The organism is Burkholderia sp. AU16741, from assembly GCF_002223345.1.
Lineage (GTDB): Bacteria > Pseudomonadota > Gammaproteobacteria > Burkholderiales > Burkholderiaceae > Burkholderia > Burkholderia sola.
On record NZ_NKEZ01000001.1, the window covers coordinates 196236 to 214129 of the forward strand.

The window sequence follows — 17894 nt, forward strand, 5'->3', positions numbered from 1 at the left end:
GCCTCCATGAATAATCGGTGTCACTGGAAAGCGGCATTCCGCCGTACCCGACTGGAGGCCCCGTGGCAGACGAGAGCGATCTCGACAAGACCGAAGCCGCCACTCCCAGGCGCCGCGAGAAGGCGCGCGAGGAGGGGCAGGTCGCGCGTTCGCGCGAACTGGCTTCGTTCGCTCTGCTCGCGGCGGGGTTCTACGGCGCATGGCTGCTCGCGGGCCCGTCGGGCGGGCATCTGCAGGCGATGCTGCGCGGCGCGTTCACGTTCGATCGCGCGACCGCGTTCGACACCCACCGGATGCTGTCGGCGGCCGGCAGCGCGAGCCTCGAAGGCTTCGCCGCGCTGCTGCCGCTGCTCGCGCTCACCGGCGTCGCCGCGCTGCTCGCGCCGATGGCGCTCGGCGGCTGGCTGATTTCGCAGAAAACCTTCGAGCTGAAGTTCGACCGCCTGAACCCGATCTCGGGCCTCGGCCGGATCTTCTCGATCCAGGGGCCGATCCAGCTCGGGATGTCGATCGCGAAGACGCTGGTCGTCGGCGGGATCGGCGGCATCGCGATCTGGCGCAGCAAGGACGAACTGCTCGGCCTCGCCACGCAGCCGCTCGGCGCCGCGCTGCCCGATGCGCTGCATCTGGTCGCCGTGTGCTGCGGCACGACGGTCGCCGGGATGCTGGTGGTCGCCGGGCTCGACGTGCCTTACCAACTCTGGCAGTACAACAAGAAGCTGCGCATGACGAAGGAAGAAGTGAAGCGCGAGCATCGCGAGAACGAAGGCGATCCGCACGTGAAGGGGCGGATTCGCCAGCAGCAGCGCGCGATCGCGCGGCGCCGGATGATGGCGGCCGTGCCGAAGGCCGACGTGGTGGTCACGAACCCGACGCACTTCGCGGTCGCGCTGCAATACACGGACGGCGAGATGCGCGCGCCGAAGGTCGTCGCGAAGGGCGTGAACCTCGTCGCCGCGCGCATCCGCGAACTCGCGGCCGAACACAACGTGCCGCTGCTCGAAGCGCCGCCGCTCGCGCGTGCGCTGTATCACAACGTCGAACTCGAACGCGAGATCCCGGGCTCGCTGTACTCGGCCGTGGCCGAAGTGCTCGCGTGGGTCTACCAGCTCAAGCGCTTCCGTTCGGAAGGCGGCGCGTTCCCGGCGATGCCGGTCGATCTGGACGTGCCGGCCGAACTCGACAAGGGCACGTCGGTCGCCGCCGACGACGAACGTGAAGAAGCCGAGGACGCCCTCGGCAAGCAAGGGAACGCAGCATGAGCACCCCGACCACCGGCCTGTTCGCGAAGCGCCCGAACCCATTCGCAGGCAAGAACCTGCGCGCGCTCGCGGGGCCGATCCTCATCTGCATGATCCTGGGGATGATGATCCTGCCGCTGCCGCCGATGCTGCTGGATCTGCTGTTCACGTTCAACATCGCGCTGTCCGTGATGGTGCTGCTCGTCAGCATGTACACGATGAAGCCGCTCGACTTCGCGGCGTTCCCGAGCGTGCTGCTGTTCTCGACGCTGCTGCGCCTGTCGCTGAACGTCGCGTCGACGCGCGTCGTGCTGCTCGAAGGCCACACCGGCCCCGACGCGGCCGGCCAGGTGATCGAGGCGTTCGGCCACTTCCTCGTCGGCGGCAACTTCGCGGTCGGCATCGTCGTGTTCGTGATCCTGATGATCATCAACTTCATGGTGATCACGAAGGGCGCGGGGCGGATCGCCGAAGTGTCCGCGCGCTTCACGCTCGATGCGATGCCCGGCAAGCAGATGGCGATCGACGCCGACCTGAACGCCGGCCTCATCAACGAGGAACAGGCGCGCAAGCGGCGCCTGGCCGTGTCGCAGGAAGCCGAGTTCTACGGGTCGATGGACGGCGCGTCGAAGTTCGTGCGCGGCGACGCGATCGCCGGCCTGATCATCATGGCGATCAACGTGATCGGCGGGCTGATCGTCGGGATGGTCCAGCACGACATGTCGTTCGCCGCGGCCGGCACCAACTACACGCTGCTGACGATCGGCGACGGCCTCGTCGCGCAGATCCCGTCGCTCGTGATCTCGACCGCGGCCGGCGTGATCGTGTCGCGCGTCGCGACCGACGAGGACATCGGCACGCAGATCACCGGCCAGCTGTTCACGAACCCGCGCGTGCTGAACATCACCGGCGCGATCATCGTGCTGATGGGGCTGATCCCGGGCATGCCGCACTTCGCGTTCCTCGCGCTCGGCGGCGGCGCGATCTGGCTGGCGCGCACGCAGACCAAGCGCGCGGCGGCCCGCAAGGCGGCCGGCGACGTGACCGACATCGCGCCGCCCGCCGTGCTGCCGGCCGACAGCCACGAAGCGACCTGGGACGACGTGCAGCTGATCGACCCGCTCGGCCTCGAAGTCGGCTACCGGCTGATCCCGCTCGTCGACAAGAACAGCGACGGCGAGCTGCTCAAGCGCATCAAGAGCATCCGCAAGAAATTCGCGCAGGAAATCGGCTTCCTGCCGCCGGTGATCCATATCCGCGACAACCTCGAACTGCGGCCGAACGCGTACCGGATCGCGCTGAAAGGCGTCGAGATCGGCTTCGGCGAAGTGTTTCCGGGCCAGTGGCTCGCGATCAACCCGGGCCAGGTGACGGCCGCGCTGCCGGGCGCCGTCACGCAGGATCCCGCGTTCGGGCTGCCGGCCGTGTGGATCGACGTTGCGCTGCGCGAGCAGGCGCAGGTGTACGGCTACACGGTGGTCGACGCGAGCACGGTGGTCGCGACGCACCTGAACCATCTCGTCGTCCAGCACGCGGCCGAGCTGCTCGGCCGCCAGGAAGTGCAGGCGCTCGTCGAGCGCACCGGCAAGGACGCGCCGTCGCTCGTCGAGGACCTGGTGCCGAAGACGATCTCGCTCACCACGCTGCAGAAGGTGCTGCAGAACCTGCTCGAGGAAGGCGTGCCGATCCGCGACATGCGCACGATCCTCGAGGCCGTGTCCGAGCATGCGGGCCGCGGCGACGCATTCGAGATCACGGCGGCGGTGCGGCTCTCGCTCGGCCGCGCGATCACGCAGCAGTGGTATCCGGGCAACGGCGAAATGCAGGTGATGGGCCTCGACGCGAATCTGGAGCGCGTGCTGTCGCAGGCGCTCGCCACCGGCGCGAATCCGGGCCTCGAACCCGGCCTCGCGCACAACCTTCTGACCGGCACGCAGCAAGCGATGCTGCGTCAACAGAATCTCGGGCTGCCGCCCGTGCTGCTGGTGCAGCACGCGCTGCGCGCGATGCTCGCGCGTTTCCTGCGCCGCAGCCTGCCGCAACTGAAAGTGCTGTCGTACGCCGAAGTGCCGGACACACGCACGATCAAAGTCGTTAACGTCATCGGGGGTTCCGCTTGAACATTCGCAAATTCACCGGCGCAACGAGCCGCGACGCACTTCGTCTCGTGCGCGAGGCGCTCGGCGCCGACGCGGTCGTGCTGTCGAATCGCACGCTCGATGACGGCAGCGTCGAAATCGTTGCACTCGCCGATTCGGATCTCGCCGCGGTGGCGCCGCCGGCCGCGCGTCCGCGCCTCGCCACGTCGCGCGCGCCGGAATCCGTGCCGGCCGCCGCCGTGCCGGGCATCGTGTCGCGCCCGGGCATCGCTCCGCGCCCGGCCGTCAATCCGTATGCGGCGGGCGAAGGCGGGCTGCCGGACGTGTTCTCGTCCGTGTTCGGCGCGAGCGCCGACATGCAAGACGCGGATGCGCACGCGGCGCCGATCGATGCGGACGCGCCCGCGGCGGCAGCGCCGTCGAGCGCCGCATCCGCCGCGGCAGGCATGCCGGCCGCCGGATCGTCCGCGCCTGCTTCCGAACCCGCACCGTGGCTCGTCGAGCACGCGAAGCGCCTGACGCAGCAGCGCGACGCGCTGATCGCCCGTGCGCAGGCGTCTGCCGAGCCGCAGGCGAGCGCGCCCGCGCCGCAAGCCGCCGCCCGCGCGACGCCGCCCGACTGGGCGCGCGACATCGTGCGCGACGCCGAACGCCGGTCGCCGGCCGCCGGAGCGCCGGCCTCTGCGAAGCGCGCAGCCGACACGGGCGCCGCATACGGCGCCAGGGCGACGGAACGCACGCACCTGTCCGCCGACACGGCCGCCGTGGTGGCCGATGCGGTGAAGTCGCGCATCGAGCGGATCGTCAACGACACGGTGATGCAGGAGCTGGGCGAGCTGCGCGGGATGATGGAAGAGCAGTTCGACAGCCTGATGTGGCACGACCGCCAGCGTCGCGGCCCCGTCCACGGCGCGCTGACGAAGCACCTGTTCGCGGCCGGCTTCTCCGCGCAGCTCGTGCGGATGCTGGTCGACAACCTGCCGTCCGGCGACGGCGCGCAGACCTTCGAGCAGGCCGCCGAATGGGCGCAGTCGGTGCTCGCATCGAACCTGCCGGTGCTGGACAGCGAGGACGCGCTGATGGAGCGCGGCGGCGTGTTCGCGCTGATGGGCCCGACGGGCGTCGGCAAGACGACCACCACCGCGAAGCTGGCCGCGCGCTGCGTGATGCGCTTCGGCGCGAGCAAGGTCGCGCTGCTGACCACCGACAGCTACCGGATCGGCGGCCACGAGCAACTGCGCATCTTCGGCAAGATCCTCGGCGTGCCGGTTCACGCGGTGAAGGATGCGGGCGACCTCGCGCTCGCGCTGTCCGAGCTGCGCAACAAGCACATCGTGCTGATCGACACGATCGGCATGAGCCAGCGCGACCGCGCGGTGTCCGACCAGATCGCGATGCTGCACGGCGCGAACGCGCCGGTGCAGCGCCTGCTGCTGCTCAACGCGACGAGCCACGGCGACACGCTGAACGAAGTCGTGCAGGCGTACCGCAGCGCGGGCGAGCATCCGGACCTGGCCGGCTGCATCCTCACGAAGCTCGACGAGGCGACTCACCTCGGCGGCGTGCTCGACACGGTGATCCGCTACAAGCTGCCGGTCCACTACGTGTCGACCGGCCAGAAGGTGCCGGAGAACCTGTACGTCGCATCGACCAAATTCCTGCTGAAGAGCGCGTTCTGTGTACCGCGCGACGGCTCGCCCTTCGTGCCGCAAGACGAGGACATGCCGACGCTGCTTTCCGCACTGACCGCACGTTCCACCGCCGAGCTGCACGAGGTGCGATTTGGATAAACGGATCATCGATCAGGCCGAAGGGCTGCGGCGCCTGCTGGCCGGGCGCGCGTCGCGCATCGTCGCGGTGACGGGCGGGCCCGCGGGCGTCGGCTGCACGTCCACCGTCGTGAACCTCGCGGCGGCGCTCGCGTCGCTCGGCAAGGACGTGCTCGTCGTCGACGAGCGCGCCGACGTGCATTCGGCCAGCGCGACGCTCGCCGGCGCGTGGCTGCGCGACGGCGAACGCACGCGGGTGGCGGCCGGCTTCGGCCTGTGCGGCGCCGCGCGGCTCGCGCGCGCCGGCTACGGCGACGCGCAACTGAGCGACTTCATCGACGGCCCGGCCGACATCGTCCTCGTCGACGCGCAGCTCGGCGCCGACGGATCGTTGTCGGCGCTCGCGCGCGAAGCGCACGACGTGCTGATCGTCACGCGGGTCGCCGCGCAGGCGATCACCGAGGCGTATGCGTGCATGAAGCGGCTGCATTTCGCGCACGCGTTCGCGCAGTTCCGCGTGCTGACCAATCAGGTCGCCAGCCACGCGGACGCGAAGACGGCCTTCGACAACCTCGCGGGCGTCGCGAGCCGCTACCTGACCGTGTCGATCGCCGACGCGGGCTGCGTGAGCGCCGATCCGCTCGTCGAGCACGCCCGCGAACTGATGCATGCGGTGGTCGACGCGTTCCCGTCGTCGGCTGCCGCGCGCGACTACCGGCAGATTGCCGCCGACCTGTTGTACTGGCCGATGCGCCCGGGTTCGGGCGCGGGCCGCGCGGTCCATGCCGGCGGCAAGCCGTCGTATGAGGCGGGCGCGGCACACGTCGCGTGAGCGCCACCCGAAGGAGGGAGCCATGATGTACAACGCTCAAGGAAAGATGTCCCAGGCCGACGTGCTCGCGCAATATGCGCCGCTCGTGCGCCGCCTTGGACTGCAGCTCGTCGCGAAGATGCCGGCGAGCGTCGATCTCGACGATCTGATCCAGGCCGGCATGATCGGCCTGATGGACGCGGCCGGCCGCTACAAGGAAGACCAGGGCGCGCAGTTCGAGACCTACGCGACGCAGCGGATCCGCGGCGCGATGCTCGACGAGCTGCGCAGCAACGACTGGCTGCCGCGCAGCCTGCGCAAGACGTCGCGCGAGGTCGAGCACGCGGTGCACCAGGTCGAGCAGCACCTCGGCCGCTCGGCGACCGAGACCGAAATCGCGCAGCACCTGAACATGCCGCTCGACGAATACCAGGGGATGCTGCAGGATCTGCACGGCAGCCAGCTCATCTACTACGAGGATTTCGATCGCGCGGCCGACGACGAGCCGTTTCTCGACCGTTATCGCGTCGATCATGCCGATCCGTTGTCGGCGCTGCTCGACGAGCACCTGCGCGAGGCGCTCGTGGAGGCGATCGAGCGGCTGCCGGAGCGCGAGAAGCTGCTGATGTCGCTGTACTACGAACGGGGTCTGAATCTGCGCGAAATCGGCGCGGTGCTCGAGGTGAGCGAATCGCGCGTGTGCCAGTTGCACAGCCAGGCCGTCGCGCGCCTGCGCGCGCGGCTGCGCGAACAGGCGTGGGTGGGCGCCGAGTCCTGACCCCGGCGTCCTGCCCCGTTGGCCACGGCCGCGCGCGCCCGCGCCGCGCGCGTCTCGTGCCTACGCATCGTCCTTGCGCATTTCGCGCGCCGATTTGCTACAATCCCCTCCGTTTTCCGAGGAGCGTTGCGACGGGCCATCAGTGTCCGCCAGGCTCGGAGAGCTTCACCAAGCAGCCGTGCGGCAATTTTCCCGCCGGCCCCGCTTCCTGAACGGCGCTCACGTCACCAATCTAGAAACTTTTTAGAAAGGAGGGCGTGATGAACGCCATTATCGATTCCAAGGCTTCCCACGATTACGTCGTCGCCGACATGGCGCTGGCCGGCTGGGGCCGCAAGGAACTCAACATCGCCGAGACCGAAATGCCGGGCCTCGTGCAGATCCGCGACGAATACAAGGCGCAGCAGCCGCTGAAGGGCGCGCGCATTGCCGGTTCGCTGCACATGACGATCCAGACGGGCGTGCTGATCGAGACGCTGAAGGCGCTCGGCGCGGACGTGCGCTGGGCATCGTGCAACATCTTCTCGACGCAGGATCACGCGGCGGCCGCGATCGTCGAAGCCGGCACGCCGGTGTTCGCGTTCAAGGGCGAGTCGCTCGACGAATACTGGGAGTTCTCGCACCGCATCTTCGAATGGCCGAACGGCGAATTCGCGAACATGATCCTGGACGACGGCGGCGACGCCACGCTGCTGCTGATCCTCGGCGCGAAGGCCGAGAAGGACCGTTCGGTGATCGCGAAGCCGACCAACGAGGAAGAAGTCGCGCTGTACAAGTCGATCGCGGCGCACCTCGACGTCGACGCGAACTGGTACTCGAAGCGCCTCGCGCACATCAAGGGCGTGACCGAGGAAACCACGACCGGCGTGCACCGCCTGTACCAGATGGAAAAGGACGGCCGCCTGCCGTTCCCGGCGTTCAACGTGAACGACTCCGTCACGAAGTCGAAGTTCGACAACCTGTACGGCTGTCGCGAATCGCTCGTCGACGGCATCAAGCGCGCGACCGACGTGATGATCGCGGGCAAGGTCGCGGTCGTCGCGGGCTACGGCGACGTGGGCAAGGGCTGCGCGCAGTCGCTGCGCGGGCTGGGCGCGACCGTGTGGGTCACCGAAATCGATCCGATCTGCGCGCTGCAGGCGGCGATGGAAGGCTACCGCGTCGTGACGATGGAATACGCGGCGGACAAGGCCGACATCTTCGTGACGGCGACCGGCAACTACCACGTGATCAACCACGATCACATGAAGGCGATGCGCCACAACGCGATCGTCTGCAACATCGGCCACTTCGACTCGGAAATCGACGTCGCGTCGACGCGCCAGTACCAGTGGGAAAACATCAAGCCGCAGGTCGACCACATCATCTTCCCGGACGGCAAGCGCGTGATCCTGCTGGCCGAAGGCCGCCTCGTGAACCTCGGCTGCGCGACCGGCCACCCGTCGTTCGTGATGTCGAACTCGTTCGCGAACCAGACGCTCGCGCAGATCGAGCTGTTCGTGCGCGGCAACGAGTACGAGAACAAGGTGTATGTGCTGCCGAAGCATCTCGATGAAAAGGTCGCGCGCCTGCACCTCGCGCGCATCGGCGCGAACCTGTCGGTGCTGTCGGACGAGCAGGCGTCGTACATCGGCGTGCAGAAGGACGGCCCGTTCAAGCCGAACCACTACCGCTATTGATCCTGATGCGCGGCCGCCGCCGCGCCGTGCGCCCCGCAACGGGCGTGCGCGGCGCGGCGGCGCTCCCCGATCGTACCGATCGACAACCGAACCGGAGCCCTCCATGAGCGTCATCCTCACCTGGGTCATCAACGCGCTCGCGCTGCTGATCATCACGTACCTCGTGCCGTCGATCCACATCAAGAGCTTCGGCACCGCGCTGATCGTCGCGGTCGTGCTCGGGCTGATCAACACGGTGATCCGGCCGGTGCTGATCCTGCTGACGCTGCCCGTCACGATCGTCACGCTCGGGGTGTTCATCCTCGTCGTGAACGCGCTGTGCTTCTGGTTCGCGTCGTCGCTGCTGAAGGGCTTCGAGGTGTCGGGGTTCTGGTCCGCGTTCTTCGGTTCGATCCTGTACAGCATCGTGTCGTGGCTGCTGTCCGCCCTGATCTTCGGCCAGCGCGACTTCGGCTGAGCGCGGGCGGGCGCAGGCCCAATCCCATCGAATCATGAAATCGATCGAACTCTCGTTTGAATTCTTCCCGCCGAAGTCGGCGGACGGCGTCGAAAAGCTGCGCGCCACGCGCGCGCAGCTGCTGCCGCTGAAGCCGAAATTCGTCTCCGTGACGTTCGGCGCCGGCGGCTCGACGCAGCAAGGCACGCTCGATACCGTGCTCGACATGCAGAAGGACGGCCTCGAGGCCGCGCCGCACCTGTCGTGCATCGGCTCGTCGCGCGACAACCTGCGCGCGATCCTCGACCAGTACCGCTCGCACGGCATCCGGCACATCGTCGCGCTGCGCGGCGATCTGCCGTCGGGGATGGGCGAGGTCGGCGAGCTGCGCTATGCGTCCGAGCTCGTCAGCTTCATCCGCGCCGAGCACGGCGACTGGTTCCACATCGAGGTCGCCGGCTATCCGGAGTACCACCCGCAATCGCGCTCGCCGAAGGCCGATCTCGAGAATTTCGCGCGCAAGGTGAAAGCCGGCGCGAATTCCGCGATCACGCAGTACTTCTTCAACGCGGATGCGTATTTCCGCTTCGTCGACGATACGCGCAAGCTCGGCGTGGACGTGCCGATCGTGCCGGGCATCATGCCGATCACGAACTTCTCGCAGCTGATGCGCTTCTCCGAGATGTGCGGCGCCGAAGTACCGCGCTGGGTCGCGCGCCGGCTCGAGAGCTTCGGCGACGATCGCGAGTCGATCCGCGCGTTCGGCGCGGACGTCGTCACGAGCCTGTGCCAGCGCCTGATCGACGCGGGCGTGCCGGGGCTGCACTTCTACACGCTGAACTTGGCGACCGCCACGCGGACGATCTGCGAACGGCTCGCGGTGTAACGAGCGCCGTCACGCGGTTGCCTGCGTGAAAGCCCCGCCGGTTTGCGCCGGCGGGGCTTTTTTATCGTGACGCGCCGCGCATGCCGCGCGGCGCAAGCCGCCGAATCAGCGCCGTGCCTGCATCAGCGGCGGGCGGCGGTCGAACCACGGCCGCGCCTGTTCGAGCTGCCGCGCGAGCCGGAGCAGCAGCGCGTCGTCCGCGTGGCGCGCGGCGAACTGCACGCCGATCGGCAGCCCGCGCGCGTTCCAGTACAGCGGCACCGACATCGCCGGCTGGCCGGTCAGGTTGAACAGCTCGGTGCAGCCGGCCCACGCGAACGCCTTCTCCGACGATTTCGCGAGCATTTCCTTCAGCAGCGGCTTCACCGGCAGCGCGGCGACGAGCTTCATCTGCGCGGATTCGAACGGCGTCGGCTGCAGCTCGCCGATCTTCACCGGCGGCCCCGCGAGCGATGCGCACAGGATCGCGTCGTAACGCGACACGAGACCGGCGACCTGCACGGTGAGCTGGCGCTGCCATTCGAGCACGTCCGGCAGGCGCGTGCGCGCGAGACGCCGGCCGACCACCGCCATCGCCCACGTCGCGGCCTCGAATTCGCCGCGCCGCGGTGTGCGGCCGGTCAGCGCGCGCGCGCCGAGCACCATGTCCTCGGCGATCGTCGCCCACAGCGTCAGAAAGGTTTCGGCCGCGCGCGCGTAGTCGATCGGCAGCGTCGCGGGCTCGACGTGATGGCCGAGCGATTCGAGCAGCGCGGCCGCATCGTCGAGCGCCGCGCGTGTGTCGTCGGCGAGCGCCGGCGCGAGCATCGGATCGACGACGAGGCCGATCCGCAGCGGGCCGGGCGGCGTATCGAGCGCGCCGAGGAAGGTGCCGGGCGCGCCGGGCGGCAGCGTCTGGCCGGTCGTCACGTCGAGCAGCAGCGCACTGTCGCGCACGCTGCGCGACACCGCGTGCTGGACGACGAGTTCGCCGTTCGACGGCAGGTCGACGAGCACCGGGTTGCGGCTCGGCTTCAGCCCGAACAGCCCGCAGCACGATGCCGGAATGCGGATCGAGCCGCCGCCGTCGGACGCATGCGCGAGCGGCACGATGCCGGCCGCGACGGCCGCCGCCGCGCCGCCGCTCGATCCGCCGGGCGTGTGGTCGAGATTCCACGGGTTGCGGCACGCGCCGAACAGTTCCGGTTCCGTGTACGGCATCTGGCCGATCTCGGGCGTGTTGGTCTTGCCGAATATGTTCAGCCCCGCCGCGCGGCTGCGCGCGATCACCGGCGAATCGTCGGCCGGCACGAAGTACCGGTAGTGCCGGCTGCCCATCGACAGCGGCAGCCCGGCGACCGCCGCGCCGAGATCCTTGACGAGATACGGCACGCCCGCGAACGGCGCGTCGGCGCCGGGTGGGCGCGCGGCCGCCGCACGCGCGCGCGCGGCTTCGTAGTCCTGCAGCACGATCGCGTTGATCGCGCCGTTCACCGCTTCGGCCTGACCGATCGCCGCGTCGAGCAGTTCGCGCGGGCTGGCGTGGCGGTCGCGCACGAGCGCGGCGAGGCCGATTGCGTCATGCGCGAGATAGTCGGAGTGCATCGCGGTCACCCCCGTTGTGACTCGTGGCGATGGTGCGAGCATAACGCGGGCCCGGCGTGGCGGGCTCGCGGCAGGGCCTGTTTAGAGATGCTCGGCGAGGAAGGTCAGCGTGCGGCCGTGCGCGAGCGCCGCGGCGCGCTGGTTGTACGACGCGCGGTCCGTGCAGTTGAAGCCGTGCTCCGCGCCAGGGTACACGTGGAACGACGCATCGCCGTGGCCGGCGAACGCGGCCTTCACCTGGTCGACGGCCGTGAGCGGAATGCCGTGGTCGTTTTCCGCGTAGTGGAACAGGATCGGCTGCGTGACCTGGCCGGCGAGGTCCAGCGCGTTCTGGATGCCGCCGCCGTAATAGGCCACCGCCGCGTCGAGCTTGCCGGTCGCGGCCGCGCGATACGCGAGCTGGCCGCCGAAGCAGTAGCCGATCGCGGCGAGCTTGCCGGCCACTTCGGGGCGTGCGCGCAACACGTCGGCCGTCGCGACGATGTCCGCGACCGCGAGACCCACGTCGGTCTTCTTCAGCAGCTCGATGCCCTTGTCGCGATCCGCGCCGTCGTAGGTCAGCTCGACGCGCGGCTGCGTGCGCCAGAACACGTCCGGCGCGAGCGCGACGAAGCCGTCGGCCGCGTACTGGTCGGCGACCGCGCGGATGTGCGCGTTCACGCCGAAGATCTCCTGGATGATGATGACGGCAGGGCCCTTGCCGCGCTTGGGCAGTGCGAGATAGCCGCCGAAGCTGTCGTTACCGGTCGGGATGTCGATCCATTGGGCAGTCACGTTCTGAACTCCTGCGTGCGGGGTGCGCGAGGCGCACCGGAGAGTGAAAAGAGGGCGGCCTAGTGTGCCACCAATCGACCGGTGCTGCAGCGCACGCGGGCACTTCTCGCGCAGCGATCGTTTCGATCTCGATTTTTCATTTTTCGACGCCGCGCCGCTTCGATAGAGTCGATGTGTCGGCCTTTACAAAGCGCTTTCGCGCATCGTCATCGAAGGATTCGCCATGTCCGTCCGCCCGTTTTCCACGCCCTTTTCCGAACGCTTCGGCCTGCGCCTGCCGCTCGTGCAGGCGCCGATGGTCGGCGCGACGACGACCGCGATGGTTGCCGCCGCGTCGAATGCCGGCGCGCTCGGCAGCCTCGGCGCCGGCGCGCTCGCGCCCGAACGTATCGAGGCCGAAGTCGCCGCGATCCGCGCGGCGACCGATCGCCCGTTCGCGATCAACCTGTTCGTGTTGCCCGATGAAGTCGCGCCCGACGCGGCGACCGTCGCGCGCGCACTCGCGGCGATCGACCCGCTGAATACCGCGCTCGGCCTGCCGCCGGGCACGGCGCCCGCGCGCTACGCGCCCGATTTCCGCGCGCAGCTCGATGCGCTCGTCGCGCTGCGCGTGCCGGTCGCGAGCTTCACGTTCGGCGTGCTCGACGCGGCCGACGTCGCGCGCCTGAAAGCCGCCGGCACTTATGTGATCGGCACCGCGACGCACGTGGCCGAAGGGCGCGCGTGGCAGGCGGCCGGCGCCGACGCGATCTCCGCGCAGGGCGCCGAGGCGGGCGGCCATCGCGGCACCTTCATCGGTGCCGCCGACGACGCGCTGATCGGCACGCTCGCGCTCGTCCCGCAGCTCGTCGACGCGACGGGCCTGCCGGTGCTGGCCGCGGGCGGCATCATGGACGGCCGCGGCATCGCGGCCGCGCTCGCGCTCGGCGCGCAGGCCGCGCAACTCGGCACCGCGTTCCTCACGTGCGCGGAAAGCGCGATTGCGGCGGACTGGAAGGCGCGCCTGCTCGCGAGCGCCGATACGTCGACGCAGGTCACGCGCGCGATCACCGGCCGTCACGCACGCGGGCTGCGCAACACGCTGATGGCGCGGCTCGGCGAGCACGCGGCCGACGTCGCGCCGTATCCGGTGCAGAACGCGCTGACCCAGCCGCTGCGCCAGGCGGCCGCGCGCGCGAACGACGGCGACTATCTGTCGCTGTGGGCCGGCCAGGGCGCGCCGCTCGCGCGGCGGCGCGGCGATGCGCTGACGACGTCGCAACTGGTCGCCGCGCTCGACGCGGAATGGCGCGCATCGGCGGCCTGAACACCGGTTCGGCCGCTTGAACGGTTCATGTCGGGCGACGAAACGCGCGGGGTGTCACGCGCGTTTCATTCAATGATCCAGGTCACAAAATACCGAATCGAAATGCCCGCGCGAATCGATTGAAACGACCTTTCGACAATATGTCGAAATTAGCGGAAACCCTTATCCACCGGGGCTTGCAGCGCTATTCGATCATCCTTCCAGAGCGCGTATATCGGTAGTGTTACCACTAGCCCAAAAAAATCCCACAAATTAATTTGATCACCTACACTTGCGCGCAAGTACGAGCGGGCGGCTGCTAAAAGCGGCGGTTTTCACGTGCTTGAGGCCAAGTGCATGAAGGATGCAACCGGCGAATCGTCCAGTGATGGCAAACACGGGGATGGCAGCGGGGCACCGGGCGATGGCGTTTTTTGGGACCGAACTGGAGACTTACATGAATATCAAGATGCAAAAGCTGTTGCCGATCACCGCAGCGGCAATGCTGTGCGCTGCAGCTGCAAGCAACGCGTCCGCCGATCAAGTCGTCAAGATCGGCCACGTCGCGCCGTTGACGGGCGGCATTGCACACCTGGGTAAGGACAATGAAAACGGCGCGCGTCTCGCAGTCGAGGAGATCAACGCGAAGGGCCTGACGATCGGCGGCCAGAAGATCACGCTGCAACTCGACGCACAGGATGACGCCGCCGACCCGCGGCAGGCGACGCAGGTTGCGCAGAAGCTCGTCGACGACAAGGTCGTCGCGGTGGTGGGCCACCTGAACTCGGGCACGACGATCCCGGCCTCGAAGATCTACAGCGATGCGGGCATCGTGCAGATCTCGCCGTCGGCAACCAACCCGGCCTACACGCAGCAAGGCTTCAAGACCACGTACCGCGTGGTGGCGACCGATGCGCAGCAGGGCCCGGCACTGGCGAACTACGCGCATTCGAAGGGCATCAAGAGCGTGGCGGTGGTCGACGATTCGACCGCGTACGGCCAGGGTCTCGCGAACGAATTCGAGAAGAAGGCGAAGGCGCTCGGCCTGAAGGTGCTGTCGCATGACGCGACCAACGACAAGGCGGTCGACTTCCGCGCGATTCTGACGAAGATCAAGGGCGAGAACCCGGACGCGATCATGTACGGCGGCATGGACGCCACCGGCGGCCCGTTCGCGAAACAGGCGAAGCAGCTCGGCCTGCGCGCGAAGATCTTCGCGGGCGACGGCGTGTGCACGGAAAAGCTGGCCGACCTGGCCGGCAACGCGACCGACAACATCGTGTGCTCGGAAGCCGGTGCCTCGCTCGAGAAGATGCCGGGCGGCGCCGCGTTCAAGGCGAAGTACGAGAAGCGCTTCGGCCAGCCGATCCAGATCTACGCACCGTTCACGTATGACGCCGTGTACATCATCGCCGACGCGATGAAGCGCGCGAACTCGACCGACCCGGCGAAGATCCTCGCGGCGATGCCGGCGACGAAGTACACGGGCGTGATCGGCACGACGACCTTCGATTCGAAGGGCGACCTGCAGCACGGCGTGATTTCGCTGTACAACTACAAGGACGGCAAGAAGACACTGCTCGACGAAGTGAAGATGTAACGCGAAGCGGTCGACAGGAGGGTGAAGACGCGCATGCGGCAACGCATGCGCGTTTTCTTTTTGGGCCGGCGTGCGCCGCCGCGCCGTCAGATCTTCAGGTGCGCGAGCACCTTGGGGGCGACGAGCGCGACGAGCGCCGCGCACAGCGCGACGACCGACAGGCCGATCGTCAGATTCGCGGCCTGCGCGACCGCGCCGATCACGACCGGCCCGAACAGCAGCCCGAAATACGCGAGCCCGGCCACGTGCGCGAGCCCTTCGGCCGCATGGATGCCCTTCACGCGCGCGGCGGCCGCGAACAGCACCGGCATCATGTTGGCCAGCCCGAGCCCCATCAGCGTGAAACCGGTCAGCACCGCGACCGGATTCGGCAGCAGCAGCGCGCCGATCATCCCCGCGCAGGCGAGCGACGCGCTCGCGAACACGAGCTGCGGCGCGCCGAAGCGGGCGCGCACGGCGTCGCCCGCGAAGCGCGCGACGGCCATCCCGCCGGAGAACGCCGCGTACGCGGCGCTCGCGAGCGCGGGGCTCGCCGCGACCACGTCGCGCATGTAGACGGTCGCCCAGTCGTACATCGCGCCTTCGGCGATCAGCGCGATCAGCGCGATGCCGCCGAGCATCCACAACGCGGGCGAGCGCCAGCGGTTGCCGCCGCCGTGCGCCTGTTCGTGGTGCGGCACGTGCGGCAGCACGGCCGGGCTCGCGGCCACGAGCACCGCGGCGCTCGCCGCCGCCGCGAGCGCGAGATGCGCGGCCGGCGCCATGCCGGCCGACAGCAGCGCGCCGCCGGCCGCCGCGCCGGCCATCCCGCCGATGCTGAACATCCCGTGCAGCGACGACATGATCGGCTTGCCGAGCGCGATCTCGACCGCGCTGGCCTCGGCGTTCATCGCGACGTCGAGCGTCGCCATCGAGAAGCCGAACAGCGCGAGCACCACGAGCAGCATCCAGTAATCGGGCACGACGAGGATCAGCGCCGCGCACGCCGACATCACGAGCCCGCCGGCCAGGCACGCGGTGCGCGAGCCGACGCGCGCGATCCAGCGCGCGATGGTCAGCATCGCGGCGATCGACCCGCCGGCGACCGCGAACAGCGCGATCGACAGCCGCCCGGGGCTCAGCGCGAACTTGTCGCGCACGGTCGGCACGTGCACGCCCCACGACGCGTACATCATGCCGGCGACGAAGAACAGCGCCATCGACGCCGTGCGCGCGCGCTGGCGGGCCGGCAGCGGCAGCACGCGATGCGTGTCGGGCGGCGCGGCGAACGGGGACGGCGATTCGGGGGAAGAGGATTCGGACACGGGGCGGCTCGTCGGGAAAAATGCGCGGGCGCACGCGGCGCCCGTCGGATGGATCCGATTCTATCGAACCGCTTACGATCCTGCCGGGCGATGGCCGTTCGGCCGATGCGCGGTCGATCGGGCCGACCCGCGGCAGCGGCCCGGTCGCGCATTGGCCGTTCGGTCGATGCGCGGCGGGCGGCGCCCGCGGGTAACATCGAAACCCTGGCCGACGCGCCGCCTTTCGACCGCAGGAGTCACCTTGAACATCGATCCCGCCCTCGCCCTGCACCTGCTGCACCGCTGCGCGTTCGGCACGCTCGCCACCCATGCGCGCGAACCGCAGGGCTTCCCGTATCCGACGGTCGTGCCGTTTGCACCCGATGCAAGCCATCGGCCGGTGATCCTGGTGAGCGGCCTGGCCGAGCACACGCGCAATCTCGCCGCCGATCCGCGTGCGGGCTTTCTCGTTGTCGACGCAAGCGCCGGCGATGTGCCGAACGCCGAGCGCGCGACGCTGCTGGGCCGGTTCGTGCCGCTCGGCGACGATCCGCACGTCACCGCGCGCTACCTGCGCTACGAGCCGGACGCCGCGCGCTATCTCGCGCTCGGCGATTTCGGGTTCTGGGCGCTCGAGATCGAGCGGCTGCGCCATATCGTCGGGTTCGGGCGGATGGGCTGGGTCGACGGCGCGCATCTCGATGCGCTGCCGCCGCTCGCGTTCGACGACGAACAGGCGCTGTGGGCGGCATACGACGCGGGCGATGCACGCCGCGACGGGCTCGATCTGCTCGGCGTCGATCGTCATGGCGCGGACTGGCGATGCGGCGGCCGCCGCGTGCGCACGCCGTTCGACGCGCCGTCGGCCGACCTCGGCGCGCTGCGGGAGCGGCTGATCGCCCGCGCAAAGGATGTGACGTGACGTCACGGGTCAGCGATTTGTTCGTTTAGCAAACGGCGTCATGTGGTTTTCGTCAAACTCTCGTCCGATGAAAGCTTTGATTTTTTGAGTGCAGGGTAATTGCGTATGTTGAAAGACCTAATGGTCAATCGCTAATGTCCTAATCTCTATGGAGGAGCGTAAAAATTTGAGAAAAGGCCGCGGCCGGTCAAAATGACATGTGCGAATTACAATTGATCTCGGGATTTTCATGAATCTCGCTTCTATCAAATCTTTTTTGTGCTAATCTCTGCCTTCGAAAATCCGAGGCACATATATTTCATGAATGGTGAGCTGGCTGCAGACCGGCGCCATTGGTCAGATAGATAGAAAGGGAAACTATGTCTTCTTACAAGGACCTGCTGGCCCAGCGGGAGAAGCTGGAGAAGCAAATCGAAGAAGCGAAGTCGCGTGAATACGCTGAAGTGCTGAATGACGTGAAGCAGAAAATTGCCGACTACGGCTTTTCGCTCGCCGAACTCGGTCTCAGCCGCGCGAAGGCCGGCAAGGTCGGTCGTCCGCGCGCAGGCGTGGCCGCCAAATACCGCGATCCGGAAACGGGCGCGACGTGGTCGGGTCGTGGCAAGCCGCCGCGCTGGATCGCCGGCAAGAACCGCGAACAGTTTGCGATTTAAACGTTCGTTTAGGTTGTTCGCTCTTCGAAAGAGCCGCGTGTCCGTCGAGGAGCGCGGCTTTTTTGTTTTCCGGGCATAGGCGCGCCCGTCCGCC

At 68.4% G+C, this 17894-nt stretch carries 15 protein-coding genes and 1 riboswitch; of the genes, 12 read left to right on the top strand and 3 right to left on the bottom strand.

Annotated elements, in window-relative coordinates:
- The first annotated feature begins 62 nt into the window (after positions 1-62).
- The 8 genes from flhB to metF all read left to right on the top strand — a co-directional run bounded on the left by flhB (position 63) and on the right by metF (position 9699).
- Positions 63-1262: a flagellar biosynthesis protein FlhB gene (flhB, locus tag CFB89_RS00905; RefSeq protein WP_089466390.1), complete on the top strand. Its 1200-nt coding sequence runs from the start codon at positions 63-65 to the stop codon at positions 1260-1262.
- Positions 1259-3361, top strand: a complete 2103-nt coding sequence (gene flhA / locus CFB89_RS00910) for a flagellar biosynthesis protein FlhA (RefSeq protein WP_089466391.1) — start codon at positions 1259-1261, stop codon at positions 3359-3361. The genes flhB and flhA overlap by 4 nt, the downstream gene beginning before the upstream one ends.
- Complete coding sequence (flhF, locus tag CFB89_RS00915; protein ID WP_089466392.1) at positions 3358-5130, top strand: flagellar biosynthesis protein FlhF; 1773 nt, start codon at positions 3358-3360, stop codon at positions 5128-5130. The genes flhA and flhF overlap by 4 nt, the downstream gene beginning before the upstream one ends.
- Positions 5123-5941: a flagellar biosynthesis protein FlhG gene (locus tag CFB89_RS00920; protein WP_089466393.1), complete on the top strand. Its 819-nt coding sequence runs from the start codon at positions 5123-5125 to the stop codon at positions 5939-5941. Before flhF ends, CFB89_RS00920 begins: the two co-directional genes overlap by 8 nt.
- A gap of 22 nt (positions 5942-5963) precedes the next feature.
- Entirely contained in the window at positions 5964-6698 is a 735-nt protein-coding gene (locus CFB89_RS00925) for an RNA polymerase sigma factor FliA (protein ID WP_089466394.1), read from the top strand.
- A gap of 112 nt (positions 6699-6810) precedes the next feature.
- A riboswitch (S-adenosyl-L-homocysteine riboswitch) is annotated at positions 6811-6926 on the top strand.
- Positions 6927-6958: 32 nt separating this feature from the next.
- Complete coding sequence (ahcY, locus tag CFB89_RS00930; protein WP_089466395.1) at positions 6959-8377, top strand: adenosylhomocysteinase; 1419 nt, start codon at positions 6959-6961, stop codon at positions 8375-8377.
- A gap of 103 nt (positions 8378-8480) precedes the next feature.
- Complete coding sequence (locus CFB89_RS00935; protein ID WP_089466396.1) at positions 8481-8834, top strand: phage holin family protein; 354 nt, start codon at positions 8481-8483, stop codon at positions 8832-8834.
- 34 nt (positions 8835-8868) lie between these two features.
- Complete coding sequence (gene metF, locus CFB89_RS00940) at positions 8869-9699, top strand: methylenetetrahydrofolate reductase [NAD(P)H] (protein ID WP_089466397.1); 831 nt, start codon at positions 8869-8871, stop codon at positions 9697-9699.
- 105 nt (positions 9700-9804) lie between these two features.
- On the opposite strand, the gene CFB89_RS00945 is transcribed toward metF, so the two are convergent.
- Both CFB89_RS00945 and CFB89_RS00950 read right to left on the bottom strand, forming a co-directional pair.
- Positions 9805-11283: an amidase gene (locus CFB89_RS00945; RefSeq protein WP_089466448.1), complete on the bottom strand. Its 1479-nt coding sequence runs from the start codon at positions 11281-11283 to the stop codon at positions 9805-9807.
- An 81-nt stretch (positions 11284-11364) separates the two neighbouring features.
- Complete coding sequence (locus CFB89_RS00950; RefSeq protein WP_089466398.1) at positions 11365-12057, bottom strand: dienelactone hydrolase family protein; 693 nt, start codon at positions 12055-12057, stop codon at positions 11365-11367.
- Positions 12058-12280: 223 nt separating this feature from the next.
- On the opposite strand from CFB89_RS00950, the gene CFB89_RS00955 reads away from it, so the two are divergent.
- Both CFB89_RS00955 and CFB89_RS00960 read left to right on the top strand, forming a co-directional pair.
- Positions 12281-13363 (top strand): nitronate monooxygenase family protein, encoded by a 1083-nt coding sequence (locus CFB89_RS00955; RefSeq protein ID WP_089466399.1) that lies wholly within the window; start codon positions 12281-12283, stop codon positions 13361-13363.
- A gap of 436 nt (positions 13364-13799) precedes the next feature.
- Positions 13800-14942, top strand: coding sequence for a branched-chain amino acid ABC transporter substrate-binding protein (locus CFB89_RS00960; protein ID WP_089466449.1), 1143 nt, complete (start codon positions 13800-13802; stop codon positions 14940-14942).
- Between the two features lie 86 nt (positions 14943-15028).
- Here CFB89_RS00960 and CFB89_RS00965 read toward each other — a convergent pair whose 3' ends face one another.
- A complete protein-coding gene (locus tag CFB89_RS00965) occupies positions 15029-16141 on the bottom strand; it encodes an MFS transporter (protein WP_373559850.1) in 1113 nt (370 codons plus the stop codon).
- Positions 16142-16487: 346 nt separating this feature from the next.
- Here CFB89_RS00965 and CFB89_RS00970 point away from each other — a divergent pair, with 346 nt between their 5' ends.
- Both CFB89_RS00970 and CFB89_RS00975 read left to right on the top strand, forming a co-directional pair.
- The gene (locus tag CFB89_RS00970; protein WP_089466401.1) at positions 16488-17147 is read left to right on the top strand and encodes a HugZ family protein; all 660 of its coding nucleotides are present in this window, start codon (positions 16488-16490) and stop codon (positions 17145-17147) included.
- A gap of 359 nt (positions 17148-17506) precedes the next feature.
- Complete coding sequence (locus CFB89_RS00975) at positions 17507-17800, top strand: H-NS family nucleoid-associated regulatory protein (RefSeq protein ID WP_006491875.1); 294 nt, start codon at positions 17507-17509, stop codon at positions 17798-17800.
- Positions 17801-17894 lie beyond the last annotated feature (94 nt).

Excerpts from the sequence above, each read along its gene's own strand:
- flhA (WP_089466391.1), top strand. The coding sequence starts at position 1,259 with ATGAGCACCCCGACCACCGGCCTGTTCGCGAAGCGCCCGAACCCATTC.
- CFB89_RS00925 (WP_089466394.1), top strand. The coding sequence starts at position 5,964 with ATGATGTACAACGCTCAAGGAAAGATGTCCCAGGCCGACGTGCTCGCG.
- ahcY (WP_089466395.1), top strand. The coding sequence starts at position 6,959 with ATGAACGCCATTATCGATTCCAAGGCTTCCCACGATTACGTCGTCGCC.
- CFB89_RS00935 (WP_089466396.1), top strand. The coding sequence starts at position 8,481 with ATGAGCGTCATCCTCACCTGGGTCATCAACGCGCTCGCGCTGCTGATC.
- metF (WP_089466397.1), top strand. The coding sequence starts at position 8,869 with ATGAAATCGATCGAACTCTCGTTTGAATTCTTCCCGCCGAAGTCGGCG.
- CFB89_RS00945 (WP_089466448.1), bottom strand. The coding sequence starts at position 11,283 with ATGCACTCCGACTATCTCGCGCATGACGCAATCGGCCTCGCCGCGCTC.
- CFB89_RS00955 (WP_089466399.1), top strand. The coding sequence starts at position 12,281 with ATGTCCGTCCGCCCGTTTTCCACGCCCTTTTCCGAACGCTTCGGCCTG.
- CFB89_RS00960 (WP_089466449.1), top strand. The coding sequence starts at position 13,800 with ATGAATATCAAGATGCAAAAGCTGTTGCCGATCACCGCAGCGGCAATG.
- CFB89_RS00965 (WP_373559850.1), bottom strand. The coding sequence starts at position 16,141 with ATGGCGCTGTTCTTCGTCGCCGGCATGATGTACGCGTCGTGGGGCGTG.
- CFB89_RS00975 (WP_006491875.1), top strand. The coding sequence starts at position 17,507 with ATGTCTTCTTACAAGGACCTGCTGGCCCAGCGGGAGAAGCTGGAGAAG.